The 3,263-nt window shown below is 38.0% G+C and carries 5 protein-coding genes; 2 read left to right on the top strand and 3 right to left on the bottom strand.

The window, feature by feature from the left end; genetic code table 11:
* The first annotated feature begins 260 nt into the window (after nt 1-260).
* Entirely contained in the window at nt 261-1,361 is a 1,101-nt protein-coding gene (locus H6G74_RS30795; RefSeq protein WP_190971297.1) for a saccharopine dehydrogenase family protein, read from the top strand.
* 235 nt (nt 1,362-1,596) lie between these two features.
* On the opposite strand, the gene H6G74_RS30790 is transcribed toward H6G74_RS30795, so the two are convergent.
* The 3 genes from H6G74_RS30790 to H6G74_RS30780 all read right to left on the bottom strand — a co-directional run bounded on the left by H6G74_RS30790 (nt 1,597) and on the right by H6G74_RS30780 (nt 2,595).
* Nucleotides 1,597-1,965: an aspartyl protease gene (locus tag H6G74_RS30790; protein WP_190971296.1), complete on the bottom strand. Its 369-nt coding sequence runs from the start codon at nt 1,963-1,965 to the stop codon at nt 1,597-1,599.
* Nucleotides 1,962-2,279: a hypothetical protein gene (locus H6G74_RS30785; RefSeq protein WP_190971295.1), complete on the bottom strand. Its 318-nt coding sequence runs from the start codon at nt 2,277-2,279 to the stop codon at nt 1,962-1,964. The genes H6G74_RS30790 and H6G74_RS30785 overlap by 4 nt, the downstream gene beginning before the upstream one ends.
* Before the next feature lie 88 nt (nt 2,280-2,367).
* Complete coding sequence (locus H6G74_RS30780) at nt 2,368-2,595, bottom strand: hypothetical protein (protein WP_190971294.1); 228 nt, start codon at nt 2,593-2,595, stop codon at nt 2,368-2,370.
* A gap of 216 nt (nt 2,596-2,811) precedes the next feature.
* Between H6G74_RS30780 and H6G74_RS30775 the strand changes: the two genes are divergently transcribed.
* Nucleotides 2,812-3,201 carry a type I restriction endonuclease gene (locus tag H6G74_RS30775; RefSeq protein WP_242051397.1) on the top strand — a complete coding sequence of 130 codons (390 nt, stop codon included), beginning with the start codon at nt 2,812-2,814 and terminating at the stop codon, nt 3,199-3,201.
* The last annotated feature ends 62 nt before the right edge of the window (nt 3,202-3,263 follow it).

The following is a 3,263-nucleotide window of genomic DNA, read 5'->3' as shown; positions in this document are numbered from 1 at the left end:
ACCTACTTGGACGTGACCAGACTCTCGCAGAGTCTTTTCCGTGAGAGTAGCGGGTATGAATCCGCTAGGGAAGTGGGCTTCCCTTTCTAAACGACCAGTTCGGGTCGCACCCCCACTCCCAGCCTTTACAGATAATTTCAACAATGAAACCAGATTCCTACACTTATCCTCCTATATTGGTAGACGAGTCATACTTGTAACCGATGGCAAAGACTTTCAAAAACTGGTCAAATACAAGTGGTGTTGCCCATACCGGAGTAATGACAGACCGCGTTTTAATTCTTGGAGGCAGGGGGCGAATTGGTAGCAGTGTCGCGCAGGACATTGCAAACCATACGCAAGCTAAAATTACCATCACTGGGCTTACTCCAGAGATGGGAAATTTGCCATTGGCAGAACGAGAGCAGTATTTAGTTTTAGACTTGGCAGAAGTTGATAAACTACGAGAAGCGATCGCTAATTCTAATTTAGTCGTTCACTGTGCTGGCCCATTTCACTACCGCGATGCCAATGTTCTGAAACTATGTATTGAACAAGGCGTTAACTATGTAGATGTTAGTGACCACCGTTCTTTTACCAGCAAAGTTTTAACTTATCACGAAGACGCTGTTGCTGCTGGAGTGACAGCAGTAATTAATACAGGCATCTTCCCTGGCATTTCTAACAGTATGGTGCGCCAGGGTGTGGAACAATTTGATGAAGCAGAAACAATCAAGCTCTATTATTTAGTAGCTGGTTCTGGTGGTGCTGGTATCACAGTTATGCGAACAACTTTTTTGGGTTTGCAGCATCCTTTTGAAGCTTGGCTAGATGGTAAATGGCAGCAAGTCAAACCTTATAGTGAAAGAGAAATTGTTAACTTTCCTTACTATCAACGTAATGGAGTTTACTGGTTTGATATGCCAGAAACCTTCACATTGCCCTACGCCTTTCCTACTGTTAAAAATGTAATTACTAAGTTTGGTTCATTTCCTGATTACTATAATCATCTGACTTGGATAGCAGCACATATTTTTCCTAAATGGTTAATGCAGCGTCGTGGCATGATTGAGTTTTTATCTCATGTCAGCCATACAATGACAGACTTTACCAATCTTTTTAGCGGGATTGGTGTAGCAGTTAGAGCAGAAGTTACAGGCAAAAAAAACGGTTCAACAGGTGTTTATGCTTCTACTGTACTGCACGATAATGCTTCCATAGCAACTGGCTGTGGTACAGGTACGATTGCTCAATTAATTCTTGAAGGTAAACTAAATAAACCTGGAGTTTTACCTGTAGAAAATGCCTTACCAACAGATTTATTTACTCAAGTTATGGACAGTCGAGGCATTAAAATTGAACATTTCACTAAATTTGCCTAAAATCATCGGCAACAGCTTCATTAAAATCAATAAAATAGTTACCACTGCTTGGTTTAATTACAATAAATCGTTGCAATATTCATCTATTAATGGGGTAGCGATCGCATTTTGTTCTTCTGTTGGTAATTTTTCAATTTCTGCGATCGCAATCACAGTTGATATCATCATTAATAGTTCACCAAAGTTACATTCTAGTAAGATGAATCTTATTTGTGAAGCTATTTTTCACCAACCTTTATCCTAGTGTCAATATTTCTGCTAAAAAATTTACAGATAAAGGCAATATTTTCAACCACTGTAAACCCAACAGAGGCTCAGGAATCCCATTACCAGCTAAAACAGGAATTATATACTCCTGTCCATCTAATTTTACTTTTCCTTCATAGACATCAAAAAATGCCTCACCCCGTGCCATTTGCATAGTTCGATTTTGTTCAATTAAATTCCATCCCAGGCTTGCAGCATCTTGAATATCAATTGCTAACCAACCTGTAGTAAATCCTGTATCTAATAGCAAGTCAATCGAATACTCCTCTCCATCAACAGCTATTAGCTCTATCTCAAAAATTAGCTCCCCAATTTCCCCAAACTTGCCTGAAATCATATTCTGTCGCAAGCACCTGTTTCATTGAGACGGAAAGTGACTAGCCACCCATCAGAATATTTTTGACGTGCTTTTTGTTCAGCAATTTCTATATCTGGATCAACAAAATAATCACCACTATTTGGTTCAATTACAATAAAGCAGTTGTAATGTTCATCTATTAATTGCGGAAAAACCTGATCAAAAACGATACGCGCTTTTTGTCCACGAACATTTTTTTCAGCTTCCCGTCTAGCTAACTCTTCTGGTGGTACTGTAAATTCTGGAAATATTCTACCTTGATGACGACGGCGAACAGGCTTTGTATTCGTCATAGTTGCTTTACCATAGGCTTGTGTTTATCGTAGCTTACAAGAATGTTGTGAGCGATCGCCTCTCGTGCTGCATAACTCATCACTCTAGTTAGAATAATTCATTAGCCAACAACCTACCTTCAACTGGTTCATACTCATCTTCTAGTAACCATAACTTAGCTGCTTCATAATTATTACTAGAAAATATAACTTTATAATTCTTCGCTGGATCATAAATTTGACAGTTTTGCTCACTATCGCAGAGTAATAAAAGAATATATGGAGGAGACAACATAGAATCTATCCATACTTCTGTAAATTTCCAGTTATTCCTCATCTGAAAATATTGAGCGTAATAATAAGTTTTATTGCTGTAAGTAATTCTACCAAATTTTTGTCAGAAAAATCCTCGCTTAAGAACAGTAATAATTCGGTGGCACAGAGATCATATTACAGAGATGATGTAATTTAGGATGCAAATTTACTTAGTTATTTAGCCATTCAAAATAGGTTATCTGCATTCGTATTTTCACTATTATCATCTACTAAAAATATGGATTTTATCGATCAAATAAAAGCTGTATCTCAGCAAATTCCAAAACTAAAAGAGCAAGTTTTGACTGAAGAAGCTACCAAAAACGCTTTTGTAATGCCTTTCATTAATGCACTAGGATATAACGTTTTTAATCCAACAGAAGTTTGCCCTGAGTTTACGGCTGATTTACCTGGTTTAAGAGGAGAAAAAGTAGATTATGCAATTAACATGAATGGTGTGCCTATCATTCTTATTGAATGTAAATGGTGTGGTGCGAGTCTGGAACATCCAAAACATAGTTCACAATTACACAGATACTTTCACGCTACAGAAGCTAAGTTTGGTATCTTAACTAATACGCCTTATGTGAGATGGGGTAGCAAAAAAGAAGGGGAAACCACAAGATAAAGGTAACGACACCAAAGCTTGAGGTCTCCCAATGAATATGGTAGACGGTTCGACCCTGTTGA

The sequence above is a fragment of the Nostoc spongiaeforme FACHB-130 genome (assembly GCF_014698475.1).
Lineage (GTDB): Bacteria > Cyanobacteriota > Cyanobacteriia > Cyanobacteriales > Nostocaceae > Nostoc_B > Nostoc_B spongiaeforme.
Note: the sequence above shows the minus strand (reverse complement) of the source record. Positions and strands in the feature narration are given on the sequence as shown.

Coding starts and splice junctions, on each gene's coding strand:
- H6G74_RS30785 (WP_190971295.1), bottom strand. CDS start 2,279: ATGACGAATACAAAGCCTGTTCGCCGTCGTCATCAAGGTAGAATATTT.
- H6G74_RS30780 (WP_190971294.1), bottom strand. CDS start 2,595: ATGAGGAATAACTGGAAATTTACAGAAGTATGGATAGATTCTATGTTG.
- H6G74_RS30790 (WP_190971296.1), bottom strand. CDS start 1,965: ATGATTTCAGGCAAGTTTGGGGAAATTGGGGAGCTAATTTTTGAGATA.
- H6G74_RS30795 (WP_190971297.1), top strand. CDS start 261: ATGACAGACCGCGTTTTAATTCTTGGAGGCAGGGGGCGAATTGGTAGC.
- H6G74_RS30775 (WP_242051397.1), top strand. CDS start 2,812: ATGGATTTTATCGATCAAATAAAAGCTGTATCTCAGCAAATTCCAAAA.